Raw genomic sequence first — 20,679 nt, 5'->3', positions numbered from 1 at the left:
ACCCACTCAGCTGCAAATGTATTAAAAAAATGAAACTCGGGTTAAATTTATAATAATCTTATTTACAATAGAAAGTTGAACCGCTTGTCAACACGGAATTACCACTGGTCAATAATATTTCCACAGCAATAGAATCCTGACGTTCTTCGCCGAAAAATATATTAATCCTTGATACAGAAAAACATGATGAAATTTTTTAATAGCGGCCTGTTGCTACTTATAGTATTGTTTAGCTTAGAAAGTAAAGCACAGGAATTATCGGGCTTCAGACTGAAAGCAGAATACATTCCTTTGTCCAGATATATACCGGAAACTAAGGTGGGGGAATCCGGGAAGAAAACCGAACAGAAAAGTGATATGAGAAGGCTGGAAGGCGCAATCAGCATTCCCTTATCCATGAAAGTAGATTCAATCGGAAGAGCAAAAGTATGGGCGGTAACGCTTGGCGGTTCTTATGCGAAGATTAAAAATCAGAATTATGAGGTCGCAATATATCCGGATGAGTTGCTCAATGCCAGCGTCGGACTGATGCACCTGCGTCCATTGGGTAAAAGCTGGAATATGTTATTTATGGCTTCTGCGGGGGTATATACGGATATGAAAGGCATTTCAAAGCAGGATATTCTGGTGATGGGCGGGGTGATTTTCATCAAGCAGTTTAATCCAAATCTGGCGCTGGGTGTTGGGCCGGTGGTGTCCAATACTTTTGGAATCCCGATGGTATTGCCGGCCATTGTCTTGAACTGGAAAACCAATGGTAAATTCCAGGTCATGGTGAATTTCCCGGAGAAAGTAGAACTGGCCTATAAAGCCAACGAAAGTATCAAACTGAAAGTAGTAGCAGAAGTGAGCGCGATGACCGCGGATGTGGGCAGAAAAGACAAAGCATTATTGTCCTACCTGCAAGTAATCTCTGGATTCCAACCCGAGTTTAAGCTTAACAAGTCCCTGAGTTTGCAACTTACTGCCGGTGCCTCATTGTACCGTTCTATGGAATTTACCAGCAGGAAACTGAAAGATTTTTTCAAGCAAATGGAGGAAGTTAATCCGCCACATTTTGAGACCACAGCTTATGGAGCCGTAGGCCTCAAATGGAATTTCGGAAAGCGTTAACGGCTGATGAGTTTATTGTAAACGACCTCTTTTAACAAGTCCTCCCTACGGTGTCGGGAAATTGGCAGCTCATGTTCGCCGATGAAGATTCTTCCTCCCGACACTACATCAATTTTAGAGATATTGACCAGGTAAGATTTATGGATCCTGAAAAAGTGATCCCCCGGCAATATCTCTTCTAAAGAGACTAAAGTTTGATGAATGATCAGCTCCTGGTCTTCAAATTTTAGTTTGGCATAATTCTGCATTCCCTCTACATATAAGATATCTGCCCAGCGGATCTTTTTAAAACTATCTTTCTGGCGTACAAATAAGTAAGGATCCATGGCTTGTGGCTGTTTTTGTAAAGCCTGTAGCTGATGCATTTGTCTGGCTTTGGTAGCTGCCTGATGAAAGCGCTGAAAGGTAATCGGCTTGAGCAGGTAATCTACAATTTGCAGGCGGTAGCCTTCTAAAGCATGTTCAGAATAAGCGGTTGTGATAATGGTTAATGGTGGTTTTTCCATGGTTTCCAGCAATTCCAACCCTGATAAATAGGGCATATTAATGTCCAGAAACAATAGGTCTACCTGATTCTTATGGATGAAGTCCGAGGCCTCCATAGCGGTTCCACAAGAACCTGCCACCTGGAGAAAATCCACCTGATCAATGAAATCTATAATTCCCGTTCGGGCAATAGGCTCATCATCTACCACCAGGCATTGTAATGGCAACTCAACGTGGTGTTTAGTAACCGACATAATTTACTTTTTGATCTAAATGAATAACTAAAACAACTTTAAAATGGGTGTCGCTACGCGTGATTTGTAAGTCATGCTGCCCCGGATAAAGAATTTCTAAACGCTTCCGTACATTTTCCAGGCCAAGACCACTGCTGTCGGTATTTCTTACCGGCTTCGGAGAATTAGAATTTTCTATGGTAAAAGTCAGTAGCTCATTTTCCTGATCGAGGCACAAACGGACAAATCCCTTTTGGGAGGGTAGGCGGGAAACGTGTTTAAAGGCGTTCTCAACAAATGGAACGAGTAAAAGCGGGACAATGTCCCGCTTTCCATTCGTAATATTCCATATACAATCTACCTGAAGTTCATCGCCCCAGCGGATTTTTTCTACAGAGACCAGATTCTTCAGATAAGTCACTTCTTTTTCCAGTGCAATGGTTTCCCGGTTACACTCGTACAATTGATACCTTAAGATATCTGAAAACTTGACCAGTAAAGTTGAAGCGAGTTCCACATCTTTCTTCATGAGAATATGCAGGTGATTCAGCACATTAAACATCAGGTGAGGATTGATTTGATCCTGTAAAATTCTCAGCTGTGCTTCCAGATGGGCCTGTTGCAACAAGGTATGTTTCTGTGCCATTTTATAGTGCTCCTGGTAAAACTGAAAACCGCAGCTGGAGCCAATAATGAGCAAAGCAGAAGGTATCGTCCTGATAAATACCACTAAATAATCCCGGTTTTGCTCCAGTTCTCCAGCATTGTCATAAGGAGTTCCATGGACGCCTAACCAATACGTACCATAGAAGATTCCTGCAATTGCAGCGGTTAAAATTGTGGTTGCCAGGATAGCTTGCAACACAAATAACTGCATTTTTCCCTTTTTTAAAGCGTAAGGCAGGAACACATTACTTAAGGTATGCGCAATGATGGCACAACATAAAATCATCAGTACTGCCGTGCCAAAAGTCTGGAGTGTTGGATAATCTCTTTTCAATTGAGACCATAAGGTTAAGCCCAGCAGGATCCAGAATCCGGAGATAAAAAGTAAGGGTTTATATAAGTGGAATTTTTTCATTACGAGGATGATAAATAAGGGGAAGGACTAAAAAATCAGGAATCCTACGCTTGCCTGAAAGGACTGAGGACGGGATTTAAAAGTTTTATCGATGTCCGTTAAAGCCCTTTCATAACGCAGGTCAAAAGTAAGCTTTCCTAAATCAATTCCTGCACCTGCCTGATAACCTACATTCGATTTTTTGAATCCCTGAAATGCCGGATTGAGTTGCTTAAGAACCGAGGTTTTGTCATTTAAGGTATAGCTGTAAACCGCTCCCCCAAATACCCTCAGGTTCATTTGTGCTGTATTTAGAATTTTATAACCCACTACTAAAGGAACATCAATGCCTGACCATTTCGCTTTTTGATCCTTTGCACCGTTCCCGTCCAGCTTACCTGATTTATTACTGTACAGCAATTCTCCCTGTACATAAGCGCGGCCAAGATCTACTCTGGTAAAGGCACCTGCGGAAAATCCAGGAGCAAATTTACCGGAAATACCGGGAGCAGAAATGGAAAGTTTGTTGTAATTGGCACCAGCTTTTAAGCCTACATGAATCGGACTGGAATCTTGAGATTTTGCAGTGCCAGCCAATAGCATAAAAGCAACTGCAGGCAATAAGAAATGTTTTTTCATTGGATTGATAATTAAGTTTTAAGGAGGAGGGCTATCAAAATAACAGCCTTCCTTTCTGCTGCAAAAAGGAGCATAAATAAAAAGAGAAAGAAAATAATTTGATGAAGGGTAAAGGAGCTTTGACCAGCGGTAAGAAATAGCCCATTCTAAATTTATTTTAGGGTAAAGGAATAGAATAGTAGATTGCATCTAAATTTTAAGAAGTGCTGAACCATGGCTGTGAGCAATGAAACCCAACCAGAAGTAATTTTATCAGACGATATTTATGTGTTGTATCAGCAACACTATAACTATCTGGTGTTTGTAGGTTTAAAAAACGGAATGGATTTATGTGCCGTTAAAGACAACATCAACCAGACCTTTCTTGGCTTTCTGGAAAAGGGAACGGATTTCAGCAAAATCAGTAATGTAAAGTCCTATATCCTCACGTCTTTTCGTAGAAAACTGATTGATACCTATCGGATCGAACAGAAATATAAGATGGAATCGCTGGACGATTTCTCTGATGCCTGGTCCGAACCCTCTGTCGAAGAACTGATGCTCAATAGTCAGGCACTGGAGGAGCTGAAAGAAAAGCTTTCCAGAATTTATGAGGGGCTACCACGTAGGTGCCAGACGGTGATCTTTTTAAAATATTATGAAGGATTAAGCAATGAAGAAATTGCCGAACGTAGCTCATTAACCATCCGCAGTGTTTATAATAACCTTTTCGAGGGGATTAAGCGGATGAGGGAAGAAATGGCGAAAGAGAACCTGAGTCCTAAAGACCTGAATATATTTATGACCCTGATTTTTGTCTGATATCCTGGTTTTTCGTAGCGTAACAGCATTTTTAGAGCTTTGTTTTGCGCTTGATTTTTAGGTGTTTAATGTTTTTTTTGAAAAACATTAAAATTAGGGTGGTAAAAAAAACAGCTTATCCCGTCTGGTAAGAAAGCGCAATACGAATGTACACGATAGAACAACTCATTTTAGACCCTACCTTTCTCAATTATTGTTACCAGAGCAATGAGCAGGATGTGCAAACCTGGACCGATTATGCCGCCGGATCTCCTGAGAATAAAGCCACAGTAGCAGAAGCGCGCAAGATGCTGGTTGCCTTAAATCAGATGCTGAAAAGCCGTGAGGAAAAAATTGCCCTTTCAGAATTTAAGAAACTTGCAGCCCAACAAGGCCATGGTACAATGCAAGCTCATAATGCGATGGAGGAAACCGGGGAAGAACAAAGTAATTCGGTTCTTTTGCCGAAGCGCCGTTCATTTGTTCGCGTATGGTACGCTACCGCCGCCGCAGTATTACTGGTAACGGGTTTCGCTTTTTTCAATCATTACCAGCAAGTACAACAAGCGGATCTCGCCATTAAAAAAGAACAACAAGTATATCAGATTTATAAAGCGCCATTCGGACAAAGGATGAGCATCACACTGGCCGATCATTCTAAGGTGATCCTGAATGCAAATAGTATCCTGAAAGTACCCCATGGTTACAACAAAGAAAACCGCAGGGTCCTGTTGTCAGGGGCAGCTTATTTTGACATCAGCCCGAATGCTGAACTTCCTTTTATCATGGAAACATCGGATATGAAGGCTACCGTATTGGGCACCGGTTTTTATATGCGTGCTTATCCGCATGAATCCGGGCAACAGGTGGAGTTACTTAGTGGAAAGTTAAAAGTCCAGAAAGCCTATACTTCCGATATGGACAATGAAGCGGAGATTATCCTTCCCGGAGAAATGGTGATGTTGAACAGATCCGTAGACCTGATGGAAAAGGAAACTTTCGATGTTCAGCAACGCGAATCCTGGGTCAAAGGCCAGCTGAAATTTAAAAATACCAGCTTTGCGGCAGTCCTTACTGCTTTAGAAGATTGGTACGGGGTGCCGATTGAAATCCGGGGCGCAGAAAAATCCGCAGCTAACTTCTCCGGAACTTTTGAAAATGAATCTTTAGAACGCGTCCTCAATATGTTCTGTTTCGCAACCGATTGCAGTTTCAAAATAGAAAAGGAGAAGGTCATTCTCCGCTTCAACTAAAATAAATCAACCAACAAACCTACAACCACCACTTCCCAAATTATGAAAGAAAATCTAGTCGCTATGCTGCGGCATGGGCTTAAGCCCTGCTGCAGGATCAGTATGCTTTTTACTGCTGTATTCTTTTTTATTTTTCAGCCACCGGCAGCGGCACAGGAAAAGAAAAACCTGGCTTTTAAGAACCAAACTATCGAACAGGCTTTCCGGCAGATCGAACAGCTTTATCAGGTAAAATTCTATTACAGTACCGTGAAGCTGAACCCTAAGGAAAAGATCAGCTTTGCAAAAAAATCCCGTTCTATTCAGGATGTACTAACCGAATTGGAATTGAAAGTCTTCCTGAAATTTAAGCAGGATGGGGCGATGATTGCTGTTAAAGCTAAAATTGCGGAAATCGAACAGGCTACCGGAGCTGTGAGCGTTCAATTGATCAACGGGACGGTCATAGACCAGTCGAAAAAACCTTTGCCGGGGGTATCGGTCCGCGTTAAAGGAGATCCTTCCAGGTCTACCATTTCCGATACCAATGGGAAATATAACATCCGCGCTGCGGAAAAGGAAATCCTGATCCTTTCCTATATCGGTTATGTGCGTACAGAAGTACCGGTAGGAAAAAACACCAACCTCATTACGGTACTTAAAGAAGAAGTTTCTGAGCTAAATCAGGTGGTAGTTACCGGTATTTCAGACCGTAAAAAGGAAACTTATACCGGAAGTTCGACCACCTTTACCGGGAAGGAACTGATGAAACTCAGCTCTGGCAATATCCTGCAGGGATTGGGCTTATTAGACCCTTCCTTCCGGATTATCGACAATAATATTGCCGGTTCAGACCCAAATGCCTTGCCTAATATTGAAATCCGTGGTGGAAACAGCCTGACGGAGAATTATGCTTCAGGCGATTTGCGTTCTACTTTTTATGGCAATCCAAATCTTCCGCTGTTTATTCTGGATGGTTTTGAAACCTCTTTAGAGCGGATTGTGGATCTGGATATGAACCGGATTGAATCTTTAACCCTGTTAAAAGACGGTTCGGCTGCGGCGATTTATGGGACACGATCTGCCAATGGGGTAGTGGTTATTGTCACCAAATCTCCGGCAGCAGGAAAGCTAAGGGCAACCTATGCTTTGAGCACCAATATGGTGGTTCCGGATCTTAGAGATTACAGGATGCTGGACGCTGCCCGCCTACTTGATTTTGAACAGCGGGTGGGATTATATAGTTCCAGTAACCCTTCCACGCAGATTTTAAATCAGGAACTTTATAACGACCGTCTGGCATTGGTTAAAGCGGGGACGAATTCCTACTGGCTTTCCCAACCTTTAAGAACCGCTGTAGAGCAACGCCATTCTGTTACCCTGGATGGTGGAGATCAGGCTTTCAGGTATAGTGTAGGTTTTTCTGCCGCCTTCAATCCGGGTGTCATGAAAGGTTCTTCCCGTGATAATTACCAGGGAAATATGCTTTTTAACTACAATACGGGGAATTTCCTGTTTAGGAACGACCTACAGGTGGTCAATACCAAGGGAACGGCTTCTCCTTATGGTAACTTCCAGGAATTTGTAAATGCGAAACCTTATTTTCCTATTCCCGCAGATGAAGGTGCCGCTTCTCCGTTTTTGTATGAAACGTTTGTGAATGGCAACAGAAGCAATTACATTGTTAATCCTTTGTACGATGCGAGCCTGAATACCCAAAGCATCAGCCAGTATACGGAGATCGTGAATAACCTGTCTTCCGAATGGAAAATCAGTGATGATTTCCGTTTAAGAGGTACTTTAGGGATCAACAAACGACTTTCGGATACCAAAGATTTCCGGTCGGCAGCACATAGTGCTTTTCTAAGCCAGACTCCGGATATGCCGGGCTATGCCTTACGAGGTGATCTGAATATTTCCAATAGTAAATCTTTTGGTTATGAAGGGTCTTTATTTGCTACTTTCAGCAAGCTGATTAAGGAGAAACATAGTTTTTACCTCTTATCGGGTTTTAATGTAAAGGAATCTAATTCGAGTATTATGCGGGTTTCCGCGCAAGGTTTTCCGAACCCTAAAATGGATGATCTGGCTTTTGCGAAACAGTATAAAGAGAATTCCAGACCTGATGGCTTAGACAATACCAGTCGCCTCGCAGGTTTCCTGGCTACTTTTAACTATGCCTACGACAGTCGTTATTTTGTAGACCTATCCTTTAAACTGGATGGCTCCTCCCAATTTGGATCAAATGAAAAGTATGCACCGGTTTGGTCGGCAGGTTTAGGCTGGAACTTACACCGCGAAAATTTCATCAAAAACCTGAATGTATTCAGCTCTTTGCGCTTAACCAGTGCAATAGCGGAAACTGCAAGTCAGAATTTTGCGCCTTATCAGGCCATGACCAAGTATAAATATAACACAGATAATATCTACGACCAGGATTTTGGAGCCATTATCCAGGGTTTGGGTAATGCAAATCTGAAATGGCAAACCACCCGCCAGAAGAAAGTAGCGATGGATTTCGGTCTTTTTGGCTCGCTTTTAAATGTCAACGCAGAGTATTACTGGAAAAGTACTTCCAATCTTTTACAAAGCGTTACCCTGGCGCCATCTACTGGTTTTGCCAGTTTTACCGACAATATTGGTTCGTTACAAAATAACGGTTTCGACATCCGTGTCAACTTAAGGCTGTTAAAAGGAGGGCCAAATAAACCGCTGCTGAGTATCTGGGGAAATATTGGAGCCAATGAAAATAAGATCTCGAAAATCTCTGATGCGATGAAGCAACGGAATAAGCTCATTCTGGATGATTTGCAGTATCGTTATGATGGTGATGATCAGAAATTGTCTACACTACCTCCAAATATTTTCGTAGAAGGCGCCTCGAGAACCGCGATTTACGCCTTGCCATCCTTAGGAATTGATCCTGCTACAGGAAATGAAATTTACCAATATAGAGATGGCAGTGTCGGGACGGAATGGAAAGCCTCAGAAATGGTGGTTATCGCGGATGAACGTCCAAAAGCTTCCGGCGGTTTAGGGGCCAATTTTGCCTATAAAGGTTGGGATGCCGTCGTTGCGGGAGGTTATTCTTTTGGCGGTTACCTCTACAATTCAACCCTGGTTTCTAAGGTAGAAGACATTGATATCGCGGCCAATAACGTGGATGAAAGAGTGTATGAAGGCATGTGGACCCGTCCGGGTGATCAGGCCCAATACAGCGGTTATTCCAGTATCAATGGTGGCAACAGGGTAGGAGCAACTTCGAGATTTGTGCAGAAAAATAATTATGTCACCATTTCTGCCATCACCCTGGGCTATACTTTTAACAACGCGGCCTTTATGAAGCGCCTGAAGATTCAAAACTTCCGTTTGAACCTCAGTATGAATGATATTGCCCGTTTTTCTACCATCAGAATAGAGCGTGGTACGCAATATCCTTTTGCACAGCGGATCTCATTCGGCGCAAATATTACTTTATAAATGGTCTGGTTACTCAAAAGATATTTTAACAAAATGAAGCAATTGAAATACGGCTTTTTGCCGATCGTATTGTTAGCTGTATTGACATTTAGCTCTTGTAAAAAGTGGCTGGATGTACAGCCAAAAACAGAAATGAAACAGGAAGAACTGTTTGCTACCCAGCAGGGATTTAATGAAGCGATGGTTGGCGCTTATGTGACGATGACCAAAGAAACGGTGTATGGCAGGGAGCTGACTTACGGCATGATGAGCGTAATGGCTTCCGATTACTCGGTGGGCAGTTCCTCGGATCTGGCCATCCGCTATTTGAAACCCGTAGAAAATTTCAACTACGAGGTTACCCAGTTCCGCGGGATGATTGATAAAGTCTGGTTGCAGCAATACAATACCATCGCCCAGGTTAATGCTATTTTGGAAAATATTGATGCGAAAAGAGGTGTTTTTTCTGCTAAGAACTATGAACTGATCAAAGGAGAAGCGCTGGCATTAAGGGCTTATGTTCATTTCGATTTGCTTCGTTTATTTGGCCCTTCTTTTCAAAACGCAGGGACAGAGAAATACATGCCTTATGTGCTTAAATATGGCAAGGAAAACACCCCTTTTTCTACAGTTGCGGAGGTAATTAATCTGGCACTGGCCGATCTGGATCAGGCAGAAGAACTCATGGCAAGCGATGTGATCGGTGCTAAAGGTGCTGCCGACCGCCAGATCCGGATGAATTTATATGCTGTAAAAGGACTTAAAGCAAGGATTTACCTGTACATGGGTAATAAAACACTGGCTTTTAGTAAGGCAAAAGAGGTGATTGATGCGAAGAAAATCAGATTGCTATTGCCAGGTTCAGATGTGAGTGCCGACCGTACTTTCCATCCGGAACACCTGTTTGCTTTGTACAGTGATAAATTTGAGAAACTGGCGGAATCAAACCTGCTGCCGGGAACAAGCCTAACCACTACTGCACCTTATTACTACACCCTGGAGGCGAAACTTAACAATAATATTTTTGGCAGTCAGGCAACAGATATTCGTTTTAAAGCACCAATGATGCTTGGCGTAAAGGGCTACCTTATTCCCCATAAATACCTTTACGAAGACCTTGCCGGTTCCAGTGGCACGTTAAAGCTGTTCAGAAGTTATATCCCGATGATGCGGATTTCAGAAATGTATTATATCGCGGCAGAAACAGCTCCGGATCAGCAAACGGCCCTGTCTTACCTGAATGCAGTATTGATTAGCCGCGGACTACTTTCCTTAGGAGGTACACCGGATTTGCAAAACGAAATCAGAAAGGAATACCGTAAAGAGTTTTTTAGCGAAGGGCAGACTTTCTTTTATTATAAACGCTTAAATGCAGCACATATTGAAGACAGTCCGGTGGCGGAAATGCAGTCGAAAACATACGTATTCCCTTTGCCGGAAGACGAGAAAATTTACGGAGGAAGATAGTCATGAGAAATAACCATAGTTTATTGAAAAATACTGGCTGGATTGCCCTTGGGGTAGGTCTGGCATTCGCTTCCTGCACTAAGGAGGAAGTAAAAGTTTATGATGGAAAAGACCGTGTCCAGTTTTCCAAAGTTGGGTTAGGAACTGCGGCGAGGTATATTGATAGTGTCGATTTTTCATTTGCGGATAAAGGTGCGCTCCTGGCGGATACCCTGTTTCTTCCGGTAGAGATAACCGGAAGAACGGCGGGCACTGACCGGGAGTTTAAGGTAGAATTTATTCCGCAGCAATCCTCTGCCACTATAGGTCAGGATTTTGATTTTGGCAAGGGAATTATTAAAGCGGATAGTTATAAAGGTGTTTTTCCATTGATTCTGAGGAAAACAAAGGACCTGGAAACCATCCGAAAAACCATTGCTTTTAAAATCGTAGCGAACGATGTTTTTGAACCCGGACTCGGCTCACAGCTGAAAAGTAAAGTGGCCATCTTTAATTTTATGGTGAAGCCCGGAGATTGGGAGCTGAGAATGGCGCGTTTCTTTGGCGTTTATTCCAAAATGAAACACCGTTTCATTCTGTATCATTTGGGTTATCCGGAAATCAATTATGCAGCAACCACAGCCCTGGAAGATCCTTCCAGGTACATCTTTTCCGGAGCTAAATTCGCCTATTTTCAATTGAAACTACGCTCCCTGCTGGATGACCTGAATTCCGGAGCCTTAAAACCTGCTGCCGACGATCCTTTTGTGTATCCTTTAAAGGATGAAAACGGCTTAACTATCCTCATTCCATAACCTCTTTAACAGATAAAAATGAAACGATTTTTTAACCTTATACTCTTCATTTCCCTGGCAGGAATCGGTTTTTCCTCCTGTTATAAAGACAAGGGGAATTATGACCTTAATCCGGTAGATGCAATTACGCTTGCCGGTCCGGCTTATAGTCCTGAAAACTTCTCGCTGGTACAGCTGGATAGCTTGAAAATTAAGCCTGAAGTAAGTTTTACAGGCGATAGTACCAAACTGGAATACACCTGGAACCTGATTCCTATTAAGGCAAAAACAGGGGATACCAGCATTAAAGTGATTTCTAAAGAAAAGGATTTGAAATATCAGATCAGAGTGCCGATTGGCGCTTATACCGTCCACCTGGAAGTGAAAGACCCGGCTACTACCTTGCTGAGAAGCAGAATCTTTGGCTTGAATGTACGTGCTAAAGCTTCACAGGGTTTTCTGGTTTTAAATGATAAATCTGATGGTGCTCAGGATATTGATGTGATTCTGGACAATACCAAACCAGAGGTTTTTAAAGGTGCTTTTTCTGCCAACAATACCTTCCATTTGAAAGATGCAACAAGTCTGACCATGGTACAATCTCTGGCCAATGCTTCCGGGCTTTTGTATGTGTTCCGGAAAAACGGCGGTTATACCTTACTGCCATCTTTTGGCTTTTTACAGGAACCAAAGGCCTGGTTTTTTGATGCACCAGACGCTTATGCGCCAAACGTAATTTACCAGGACTTTTTCGGACAGAACAATTACCTGATCAATAACGGAAGCTTACACAATACCACGGGCAGTGGCACCCCGCTTGTGTTTAGCTACCGGGCTTCTGGTAATTATAAAGCCACCAAATCCTTGTTGATGGGTGCTTATGCTTTTGTTTATGACGACCTGAACCATCGCTTCCTGAAGTTTAATAAAGCAGCTGGAAAAATGATGTCCATCACCAGAAATGTGGAAGACAAATTTAATGTTGAAGATATTGGTGATAAATCATGTTTACTTTTTGACCATACCATGCAGCCTTCAACCAGTCCCGGAGCCACCAATTTTAGCACCTTAAAACCGATTGCTTATTGTAAGGACAACCAAACGGGGAAGACTTTTGTGTATAAATTCGGGTTCTTTAAGTCGCTGGTTACTTATTGTGAAAGCGTGAAAGAAGTGACCGCAACAGGTTTTTCTACCGCTACTGCTTATGTAAATGCTTCGAACAATCCGCTGACTTACTACGCGGCTGAAAACAAAATCTATGCTTATGATTTTACGAATGATATTGCCCGCCTGGTTTATATTTTTGACAAAACGGATGTGTCTATTGATCAGTTGATGACCAATGGGACGCAATTGCTGGCGGTTGTAAACGGTAAAACCGGGAATACCGGATCAGTTTACTTTTTCAAAGTTGAACCTACCGGCTCTTTTGCCTCGGGAACTTTTTTCTCTAAATATGAATCCTTCGGTAAAATCAGGGATGTTGAATATAAATTTAATGTGGTGAATTCAGGTGCGGCCTGGAAATAATGATGCCTTTGAAGCAGCCCGGGAATTCCCCTTCTTCGGGTTGCTGATCAGGGTTTCCCTTAAAAAACATGGGCCGGTTTGAACTGCAACCGGCATAAAATATTACTTATGAAAAAAATATTATTTGTGATCATCAGTATGATCTCAGGAACGGCCTATGGCCAGGGTATCAACTTTGAAAATCTTCCGGGATGGAAAGAAACATTGATCAAAGCGAAAAATGAAAAGAAAGCCATATTTGTAGATGCTTATACCACCTGGTGTGGGCCATGTAAGCAAATGGATCGGGAGGTATTTCCGCAAAAGGAGGTTGGCGATTTTTTCAATACAAACTTTATCAGCTTTAAGCTGCAAATGGACCAAACGCCTAAAGATGATGCGGTTACTAAAGGACGATATGCGGATGCGAAAATGTTTGAGAGCACCTATAAAATCAATTCTTATCCTTGTTATTTATTCTTCGATGCCAAAGGAAACCTGATTCACAAGGCGGGTGGTGGTGGATTGAAACCTGCTGATTTTATTGAAATCGGTAAGGAGGCCCTTGATCCGGGTAAGCAACTGCTTTCCTATAAAAGAAAGTATCTGGAGGGTTATAGAGAAGCGGAGTTTTTAAAAACCTTCATAAACAAGCTATCAAGGGCTGGCGATTCGCAGTTAGAGGCAGTAGCCGATGAATTTCTTTTATTGCAAAAGGATCAGTTTTCTTTAGAAAGTGTGCAAATGAGGATGTTCATGACCAGGGGTAGCGATAGCAAGTATTTTAGCGTGCTTCAGAAAAATCAAGAAAAACTGGTTGCGGCTATAGGTGCAGAAAAGGCAAATCTTTTTTTGAATAAGGTAATTCATGCAGAGGTGATGTCGAGGGCTTTGAAAGTTGTTGCAGGACCTGATCAAAAGCCAGTTTATCAGGTGGATGAGCCAGGTTTACAAAAATACTTTGGACAGTTTTATGCAGCAGATACGGCAACATTTCTTGCCGCTTTTCATGCCCTGAGAATTTGGAAACTGATTGATCCAAATAAGGCCTATGTGGGAGCAAAGGCACTATTGGTTAATTATGAGAAAGAACTGAATCCAGATCAGGCTGCACAACTGGCTTTAATGATCGCCGGTAACGGAAAGAATAAAGCCGATAATCAACAAGCCTTAGCGTTATTATTGGTACATGGCAAGAGCAGCGAATATGTGTTACAGCAAACGCTATGTAAATTGTATGCTTACGAGGGGCAACCCGAAAAGGCCTTACATCATGCCGGTATTGCCCTGGCTGAAATCCGTAAGACTAAGCCCAATTACCCGAATATCAGTTCCGCAGAGTTTGTTAAGAGAACGTTGACTGACAGTCCTACACCTAAAATTATGAGTAACTAATGCGTCTGTTAACTACATCTTTATGGAAGCGGGGACTGGTTTTTTCGCTCTTGCTTTGCGGCGTTAATGCCCAATCTTTTGCCATTCATGACTATATCAATTCTTTTCACAAGCTTCCTGTCAATATTGGTGTCCATTTTTCTAATAGCGCAGTTGGAAGCGTTCCTGTAGGAGTTCCGGGCCTCAAGTCAGACATAAGTGCTTATAAAAGCACAGTTTTGCCTTCGGAAATCAGATCTCCTTTTAAATTTATAGGCGGATTGATGTTCGTCACTGTAGCAATAAACGGGATTACAGGTTTATTATTGGTGGATACCGGTAGTAACGGCTTTATCCTGCTAAATTCCGATTACTTTAAAACGGAAAAAACAGCAGAGCGGTTGAAAGGGATGACCTCAGAAGTGGCTATGGAAAAGGTTTCGATAAACAATTTAACCTGGCAGAACCTGAAACTGGAAAAGCAATACCTGCCAGCAGTAAAGCTGAGTCAGTTAAATACCGGTACTCCCGAAAAAGTGCTGGGCCTGATCGGCAGTGCTTTTTTCAAATCGTATCAATTGAGTCTTAATTTTGCGAGTCGCGAGTTGGTGTTAACTAAAGAATCACTCGCAGATCCGGTGCTGAAAGGTGTTCCTGCTCTGATCAATATACCCTTTACTTTAGTCAACAATTTTCCGGTGTTGGAAGTAAAGATCGCGGAAAAGCCTTACCGGTTTATTATGGATACTGGCGCTACAGACAATGTGATGGACCTTCAGCTGGAGCCGCTGGTTGGCAATATCTGGAAACAAACACAGGAAGTACAAATGGTAGAAGGTTCCGGGAAAGGGGCAGTTGTGCGCCGTGGACAGCTCCAAAGTATGTGGGTAGGTGGATTAAATATGCAGGGAATAGGTATGGGATTACATGCAATGCCAGATTTTGATCAAAAGATGGGGGTATCTGGAATTCTTGGATTCCAGTTTCTCAAATACTTTTACGTTCAGATCAATTACCTCGAAAACACGATGAAATTCTATGATATGGCTGCAATATTGAAATAAGGTAATTCCTGGTTAGGTTGACAGGGATTCCAGATAGGGAATTTCAATATCTTTAACCAGGGAATACTCTTTATCTTCGAAATTCCACTCCAAAGTAACTTTCCATTTCCCTTTGGTTATTCCTTCCAGGGAAATCTCCAGAATTCCTTCGGGATCACTGCGCAGGTATTTGATGATGGGCTTTTTAATGATTTTGTCTGTATTCAGAAAGAATACTTTAACTGCAACCTGATGTTCAAAACACATGTTAATCTTTGCCATGGTACTCGCTGTTTTACTTCAATGTTTATTATAGTAAAGCTTAAGTAAGAACGCTTTAGGCTTTAAAATGTTTTGCAGGAAATTCATGGGAATGTAAGAATCAGCGGAATGCGATTCAATCTTTTTTAATACCTGTTTTCATTTTGGGTCATATGGCCCTCTTTGTTAAGGAGAATAGTTGGAACTTAGAGAAGAGAGTTGTTGCCTGATAGTTCCAGGGATGGAACGCCCCTTGATAAAAACACCTGACTATGTTGTTTAAACCAACGCAACATATGTCAGGCGCAAGGGGATCGGAATGAAGTTTTATTTTTGTGAGTTATCCTGGTGTTTTTGCTGGGACCTTCTAGGGCCTTACAGGGCTAAATTGCCTGCAAACGCTGATATACCTACCTGTTAGCTATGGAAAATATTGCCAGTCAAAGGAGTAACAACATAGCCAATTCCCAGGCCTTGTTTTAAGGCTTTATCAGGCCTTACTGGATATTATATAAATCTTTCCCGAAATCTTATAAAACTCTTCCTGCCATATTGAGGTACTTTTGTATTCAGAAATAAAGAAGAACCCTCATGAAAGAAAATATAGAAACCCTTACTTTTCCCGTTTTAGGGATGACTTGTGCCTCCTGTGCAAGCAGTGTCGAATCTATGGTTGGCGCGCAGGAAGGAGTAGCTCATGCGGAGGTAAACTATGCCACATTATCGGTAAAAGTAACCTACGATAAGGATAAAATCCAGCCTGCGGATATGCAGAAAGCATTGCAATCCGTTGGATACGATATGATTCTGGAAGAAGAAGGTGCTAAAGAAAAACAGGAAGCGGTACAACAAAATAATTATCAGCAGTTAAAAAAACGGATGATTGCCTCTTCGATTCTGGCTTTACCAGTGGTGATTATCGGTATGTTTTTCATGCATATGCCCAATGGCAATTACTACATGATGGCCTTAACGGCACCTATACTTTTCATATTTGGCAAGAATTTCTTCGTGAATGCCTGGAAGCAAGCCCAACATGGTCGCGCAAATATGGATACTTTAGTAGCGCTAAGTACTGGAATCGCGTTCTTTTTTAGTGTTTTCAATACTTTTTATCCGGAATTCTGGTATTCCAGAGGTTTAGAACCACACGTTTATTTTGAAGCGGCAGCGGTAGTGATTGTCTTCATTATGCTGGGAAAATTACTGGAAGAAAAAGCAAAAGCAAATACCTCCTCAGCCATTAAAAAATTAATGGGCTTGCAGCCGAAAACGGTGATGCTGGTTACGGAGCAGGGAGAAAAAGAGATTCCAATTGCAGACGTACGTATTGGCGATCAGCTGATGGTGCGTTCGGGGGAGAAAATCCCGGTAGACGGAGTGGTCTATCATGGTAATTCTTATGTAGATGAAAGCATGATCACCGGAGAACCGGTAGCCGTAGCCAAAGCAGAAGGCGACCAGGTCTTTGCCGGAACCATCAATCAAAAAGGAACCTTCCGTTTTAAAGCGGAAAAAGTTGGGGGCGCAACGATGCTTTCCCAGATCATCAAATTGGTACAGGAGGCGCAAGGCTCAAAAGCACCGGTACAAAAGCTGGTGGATAAAATTGCAGGTATTTTTGTACCCGTGGTGATGATGATTGCCTTGCTAACCCTAGGCGTATGGTTGTTATTTGGGGGCGAGCATGCCTTCACACATGGTCTTCTGGCTATGGTAACGGTGTTGGTTATCGCTTGTCCATGTGCTTTAGGTCTGGCCACGCCAACTGCCATTATGGTAGGAATCGGTAAAGGTGCAGAAACGGGTGTCCTCATTAAAAATGCGGAAGCCTTAGAACTGGGGTATAAAGTAAACGCAGTGATTCTGGATAAAACAGGAACCATTACAGAGGGGAAACCTGAGGTAACTACCCTGGAATGGTCTACAGACATTCCTAAATCAAAAGAAGAACTGGCAAAAGTATTGATGGCATTGGAATATGCTTCGGAGCATCCATTGGCAGAAGCGATTGTGCGTCACTTAAAACAAGATGGTGTCGGCACAGTGGAGCTGAATCATTTTGAAAGTCTGACCGGAAAAGGAGTGGAAGGTGTAGTTGATGGCGTTAAATACTGGGCTGGAAGCCACAAGGTTTTAAAAGATCAAAACATTCCGGTCACAAATTCATTAGCCAGCAAAGTGATGAGTTTACAGGAAAAGGCACAAACGGTGATTTATCTGGCAAATTCGACACAGGTATTGGCGATTGTAGCGATTGCCGATCAAGTGAAACCTGGCTCTGCAAAAGCGGTTGCGTCTTTAAAAGCACAAGGTATCGAGGTCTACATGCTGACTGGTGATAACCAGCATACTGCGGCCTCCGTAGCTTTACAAGCAGGTATCGACCACTATAAGGCCGATGTATTGCCATCTGATAAAGCTGATTTTGTAAAAGAATTACAGTCGCAGGGAAAAGTAGTAGCCATGGTTGGTGATGGGATTAACGATAGTCAGGCATTGGCCCAGGCGGATGTGTCTATTGCCATGGGGAAAGGTTCGGATATTGCCATCGATGTGGCCAGTATCACCTTGGTTTCTTCTGATTTGCAACAGGTGCCTAAAGCTTTAAAATTGTCTAAGCAGACGGTGCGGACGATTCGTCAGAACCTGTTCTGGGCATTCATTTACAACCTGATTGGGATTCCAATCGCTGCCGGACTGTTATATCCCTTCAATGGTTTCTTATTGAATCCTATGATTGCCGGAGCGGCAATGGCTTTAAGTTCTGTCTCTGTAGTGAGTAACAGTTTAAGGTTAAAACTCTCCAAATTAAGTTAACAAATCGTATATCAATCAATATTAAATAAAACATCAAATGGAAACTTTAAAATTTAAAACGAATATCAAATGTGGCGGTTGCATTACTACAGTAACACCACACCTGGACGGATTGGCCGAAGTCTTTAAATGGGAAGTAGATACCACTACTCCGGATAAGATTCTAACCATTGAAAGCGACAGCGCATTAGATGCAGAATTGATTAAAGAAACGGTAAAAAAGGCCGGATTTCAAGCGGAGACCGTTTAGTCGCTTTACTTTCATGCCTTAAATTGTATATTTGCAGGCCTGACCAGTCAAATGGTTCAGGCCTGCAAATATTTATATGAAGAAACTCGGAGCTTTAAGTTTTGCCACATTCTACCTGATGTTAACCACAGGGTTGTTCGTGTGCCTGCTTCATTGCTCCATGGGATCTGGTTTTCTGCCGGAAGATCAGGAGGTTCATGTAGAGACAAAAATAGCCGGCACAGCGGGGACTATGCTTTCCGAAGCAGATTGCGCTTGTTGTGAACACCATGGCGAATATGCAGTTAAAGAGAACGTTAAAACCTCGGCAACTGCCGGATTAAAGGCCAGATATGTATTGTCTGCTACCAGTCAAAGTATTTTTTCCTATCTCCTAAGAACTGAAAGCGTAGAAAATATTGGGGCATGGACAGCTCATACCAGTACGCCCGCCTTTAAAAAAACACCCATTTACCTTTCCAACAGGGTACTTATCATTTGATCAAGCGGAGGATGATGATCCTCAATTGTCTTTTATTACCCTGCAGAAGAAATCCGCAGGGGTTTACCAGTCATTTAGCTTGAATACTCATGTTATTACACATAAAAAATATGGTTTGTGAACGTTGCATTACCGCCGTTCGCCATCAAATGGAAAATTTGAATTTCCTTGTTGCGGAGATTACTTTAGGAACAGTACAAATCCATCCTGAACCGGAAGACCGTCAATTACAAAATATCGCCTCTTCCCTGAGAATCCTGGGCTTCGAATTGATCGATAAGGAGAAGGATCAATTGGTAGAGCGTATCAAAACGGTGATCATTGAGGTCGTCCATTATTCGGATCTTGCCAATTTAAACCAGAGCCTGATCAGCATTATCGCCATGCGCGTAAACCGTGATTATACCTTTTTAAGCCGTTTGTTCTCTGATTCTGAAGGATTAACGATAGAAAAGTTCATCATCCATCAGAAAATTGAAAAGGTGAAAGAGCTGATTGAATACGGGGAGCTTAACCTGAATGAGATTTCCATGAAAATGGGCTATAGCAGCAATGCACACCTTTCTTCTCAGTTTAAAGCGATCACCGGCCTGGCGCCAAGTAAGTATAAAGCAGAAGGGAAATCCTTAAGAAATGCGATCGATAAAATAAATAATTAAGTATATTTAACCTACGTTGAGGCCTTTTAAGGCCTCAACCGGTTTAATTTCATAAAATAATTCCAGAATTATATAAAATTAAACCGGTTAATTTTTAGAACTTTGATTTCAATGAAGAGAATACTCCTGACCATCATAGCCATGTTCTACCTGGGAATTTCCAGTGGATCTACGCTGCACTTCCATTATTGCATGGGAGAGTTGGTGAGCTGGGGTATGGAGCAGGAGCAACGGGGCGACCTTTGTGAGCTTTGTGGCATGCCTAAGGGTACGTCTAAAGACAAATCCTGCTGTAAAGATCAAAAACAGGATACCAAAGTAGACCAGAGCCATTCGGCCAGTCAGACGGTATACCAGTTTAATCCGCCATTTCAGGCCATTCTTCCGGTCGCATTATTCCTGGATTATGCGGTAGAAATCCCTGTAAAAATTACCAGAGAGGCCTTAAGCAATGCACCTCCCGACGGACTAAAAGTGGCCGTCTTCCTAAAAAACTGTACCTACAGAATATAATACCCTTCCTATTTCTTTCCTGACACTTTCGTGTCCTGGTTATGGCTTTGCCGTATCCCATTTCTATTAAACCATTTTTTTTACACTTATATAATTATCATGAAATCATTGAGATTTGCTATGGTGGTCGGATTGACCTTCCTTGGTGGTGCAGTATTCGCACAATCAAAAACTGAAAGTATCAAAGTATTGGGCAACTGTTCTATGTGCAAGAAAACGATTGAAACCTCTTTAAAGGTTCCTGGCGTGAGTGCTGCATCATGGGATACAGAAACAAAAATGCTGAAAGTAAGCTACGACAGTACTAAAATCACCAACGATGAAGTACAGAAAAAAGTAGCGGCTGTGGGTTATGATACGCCTAAATACAAAGCAAAAAATGAAGTTTACGATGCATTACATGGCTGTTGCCAGTATGATCGTGAAGCTGGCGACAAATTGCCAAAAGCACCTAAGAAACACTAATTATTAACCGGGAAAATCTGTAAAAGCTATTCTGAGGGGGCGAAGGCTTTTACAGGTGT

At 42.3% G+C, this 20,679-nt stretch carries 19 protein-coding genes; 15 read left to right on the top strand and 4 right to left on the bottom strand.

The features are described 5' to 3' along the window. Positions 1–183 precede the first annotated feature (183 nt). Entirely contained in the window at positions 184–1,113 is a 930-nt protein-coding gene (locus R2Q66_RS08230) for a DUF6268 family outer membrane beta-barrel protein (RefSeq protein ID WP_316747728.1), read from the top strand. On the opposite strand, the gene R2Q66_RS08225 is transcribed toward R2Q66_RS08230, so the two are convergent. The 3 genes from R2Q66_RS08225 to R2Q66_RS08215 are packed head-to-tail and all read right to left on the bottom strand — an operon-like array spanning position 1,110 to position 3,531. Beyond that, a complete protein-coding gene (locus R2Q66_RS08225) occupies positions 1,110–1,853 on the bottom strand; it encodes a LytTR family DNA-binding domain-containing protein (protein WP_316747726.1) in 744 nt (247 codons plus the stop codon). The genes R2Q66_RS08230 and R2Q66_RS08225 overlap by 4 nt on opposite strands. Continuing rightward, positions 1,840–2,913, bottom strand: coding sequence for a sensor histidine kinase (locus R2Q66_RS08220; RefSeq protein WP_316747724.1), 1,074 nt, complete (start codon positions 2,911–2,913; stop codon positions 1,840–1,842). The genes R2Q66_RS08225 and R2Q66_RS08220 overlap by 14 nt, the downstream gene beginning before the upstream one ends. A 27-nt stretch (positions 2,914–2,940) precedes the next feature. Further along, complete coding sequence (locus tag R2Q66_RS08215; RefSeq protein WP_316747722.1) at positions 2,941–3,531, bottom strand: porin family protein; 591 nt, start codon at positions 3,529–3,531, stop codon at positions 2,941–2,943. A 219-nt stretch (positions 3,532–3,750) separates the two neighbouring features. On the opposite strand from R2Q66_RS08215, the gene R2Q66_RS08210 reads away from it, so the two are divergent. From R2Q66_RS08210 to R2Q66_RS08175, 8 genes are all read left to right on the top strand, one after another. Continuing rightward, positions 3,751–4,332 (top strand): sigma-70 family RNA polymerase sigma factor, encoded by a 582-nt coding sequence (locus R2Q66_RS08210; RefSeq protein ID WP_316747720.1) that lies wholly within the window; start codon positions 3,751–3,753, stop codon positions 4,330–4,332. Between the two features lie 146 nt (positions 4,333–4,478). Next, positions 4,479–5,564, top strand: a complete 1,086-nt coding sequence (locus R2Q66_RS08205) for a FecR family protein (protein WP_316747719.1) — start codon at positions 4,479–4,481, stop codon at positions 5,562–5,564. Positions 5,565–5,606: 42 nt separating this feature from the next. Further along, positions 5,607–9,023 carry a SusC/RagA family TonB-linked outer membrane protein gene (locus R2Q66_RS08200; protein ID WP_316747717.1) on the top strand — a complete coding sequence of 1,139 codons (3,417 nt, stop codon included), beginning with the start codon at positions 5,607–5,609 and terminating at the stop codon, positions 9,021–9,023. A gap of 33 nt (positions 9,024–9,056) precedes the next feature. Continuing rightward, entirely contained in the window at positions 9,057–10,469 is a 1,413-nt protein-coding gene (locus R2Q66_RS08195) for a RagB/SusD family nutrient uptake outer membrane protein (RefSeq protein WP_316747715.1), read from the top strand. A gap of 2 nt (positions 10,470–10,471) precedes the next feature. Next, positions 10,472–11,263 (top strand): DUF4843 domain-containing protein, encoded by a 792-nt coding sequence (locus R2Q66_RS08190; RefSeq protein ID WP_316747713.1) that lies wholly within the window; start codon positions 10,472–10,474, stop codon positions 11,261–11,263. A gap of 18 nt (positions 11,264–11,281) precedes the next feature. Then, positions 11,282–12,775: a PKD-like family lipoprotein gene (locus R2Q66_RS08185; RefSeq protein ID WP_316747712.1), complete on the top strand. Its 1,494-nt coding sequence runs from the start codon at positions 11,282–11,284 to the stop codon at positions 12,773–12,775. A gap of 108 nt (positions 12,776–12,883) precedes the next feature. After that, positions 12,884–14,149: a thioredoxin family protein gene (locus tag R2Q66_RS08180; protein WP_316747710.1), complete on the top strand. Its 1,266-nt coding sequence runs from the start codon at positions 12,884–12,886 to the stop codon at positions 14,147–14,149. Continuing rightward, positions 14,149–15,192: an aspartyl protease family protein gene (locus tag R2Q66_RS08175; protein ID WP_316747709.1), complete on the top strand. Its 1,044-nt coding sequence runs from the start codon at positions 14,149–14,151 to the stop codon at positions 15,190–15,192. The genes R2Q66_RS08180 and R2Q66_RS08175 overlap by 1 nt, the downstream gene beginning before the upstream one ends. A 12-nt stretch (positions 15,193–15,204) precedes the next feature. On the opposite strand, the gene R2Q66_RS08170 is transcribed toward R2Q66_RS08175, so the two are convergent. Further along, complete coding sequence (locus R2Q66_RS08170) at positions 15,205–15,453, bottom strand: hypothetical protein (protein ID WP_316747708.1); 249 nt, start codon at positions 15,451–15,453, stop codon at positions 15,205–15,207. 570 nt (positions 15,454–16,023) lie between these two features. Between R2Q66_RS08170 and R2Q66_RS08165 the strand changes: the two genes are divergently transcribed. From R2Q66_RS08165 to R2Q66_RS08140, 6 genes are all read left to right on the top strand, one after another. Further along, entirely contained in the window at positions 16,024–18,252 is a 2,229-nt protein-coding gene (locus R2Q66_RS08165; protein WP_316747707.1) for a heavy metal translocating P-type ATPase, read from the top strand. Between the two features lie 37 nt (positions 18,253–18,289). Then, the gene (locus R2Q66_RS08160) at positions 18,290–18,502 is read left to right on the top strand and encodes a heavy metal-associated domain-containing protein (protein WP_316747705.1); all 213 of its coding nucleotides are present in this window, start codon (positions 18,290–18,292) and stop codon (positions 18,500–18,502) included. A gap of 76 nt (positions 18,503–18,578) precedes the next feature. Then, the gene (locus tag R2Q66_RS08155; RefSeq protein WP_316747703.1) at positions 18,579–18,983 is read left to right on the top strand and encodes a hypothetical protein; all 405 of its coding nucleotides are present in this window, start codon (positions 18,579–18,581) and stop codon (positions 18,981–18,983) included. Between the two features lie 89 nt (positions 18,984–19,072). Further along, a complete protein-coding gene (locus R2Q66_RS08150) occupies positions 19,073–19,642 on the top strand; it encodes an AraC family transcriptional regulator (RefSeq protein WP_316747701.1) in 570 nt (189 codons plus the stop codon). A 111-nt stretch (positions 19,643–19,753) separates the two neighbouring features. Beyond that, on the top strand, positions 19,754–20,155 hold the full coding sequence (locus tag R2Q66_RS08145) for an HYC_CC_PP family protein (protein ID WP_316747699.1): 402 nt from the start codon (positions 19,754–19,756) through the stop codon (positions 20,153–20,155). Between the two features lie 99 nt (positions 20,156–20,254). Beyond that, a complete protein-coding gene (locus tag R2Q66_RS08140; RefSeq protein WP_316747697.1) occupies positions 20,255–20,620 on the top strand; it encodes a heavy-metal-associated domain-containing protein in 366 nt (121 codons plus the stop codon). Positions 20,621–20,679 lie beyond the last annotated feature (59 nt).

The sequence above is a fragment of the Pedobacter gandavensis genome (assembly GCF_032677645.1).
Lineage (GTDB): Bacteria > Bacteroidota > Bacteroidia > Sphingobacteriales > Sphingobacteriaceae > Pedobacter > Pedobacter gandavensis_A.
This window is presented reverse-complemented; position numbering and strand designations above follow the sequence as displayed.